The organism is Halomonas sp. ND22Bw (assembly GCF_003011945.1).
GTDB lineage: Bacteria > Pseudomonadota > Gammaproteobacteria > Pseudomonadales > Halomonadaceae > Halomonas > Halomonas halophila.
Genome location: NZ_PXWD01001475.1, coordinates 1 through 247, shown reverse-complemented (window position 1 = coordinate 247; position 247 = coordinate 1). Strand labels below are relative to the sequence as shown.

Annotated in this window: 1 protein-coding gene; it reads left to right on the top strand. The window is 67.6% G+C overall.

Going from position 1 to position 247, the window contains the following annotated elements; translation table 11 throughout:
- On the top strand, positions 1–247 hold a 247-nt coding region (locus CVH10_RS23125), incomplete at both ends, for a cation:proton antiporter (protein ID WP_181244724.1).

The following is a 247-nucleotide window of genomic DNA, read 5'->3' as shown; positions in this document are numbered from 1 at the left end:
CGCGGCTGGGCGTCGTCGTGATCATGTTCATGGCCAGCGCCTGGGCCATGGACGCGGTCGGGGTTCACGCGGTTTTCGGCGGCTTCATCCTGGGCGTCGTCATGCCGCGCGGCCTGCTGGCCCAGGACGTGCGGCGTCAACTGGAGCCGCTGGTGGTCCTGTTGCTGCTGCCGATGTTCTTCACCTTCTCGGGCCTGAACACCCAGCTGACCCTGGTCGACAATCTGGGCCTGGTCGCGGTGACGGG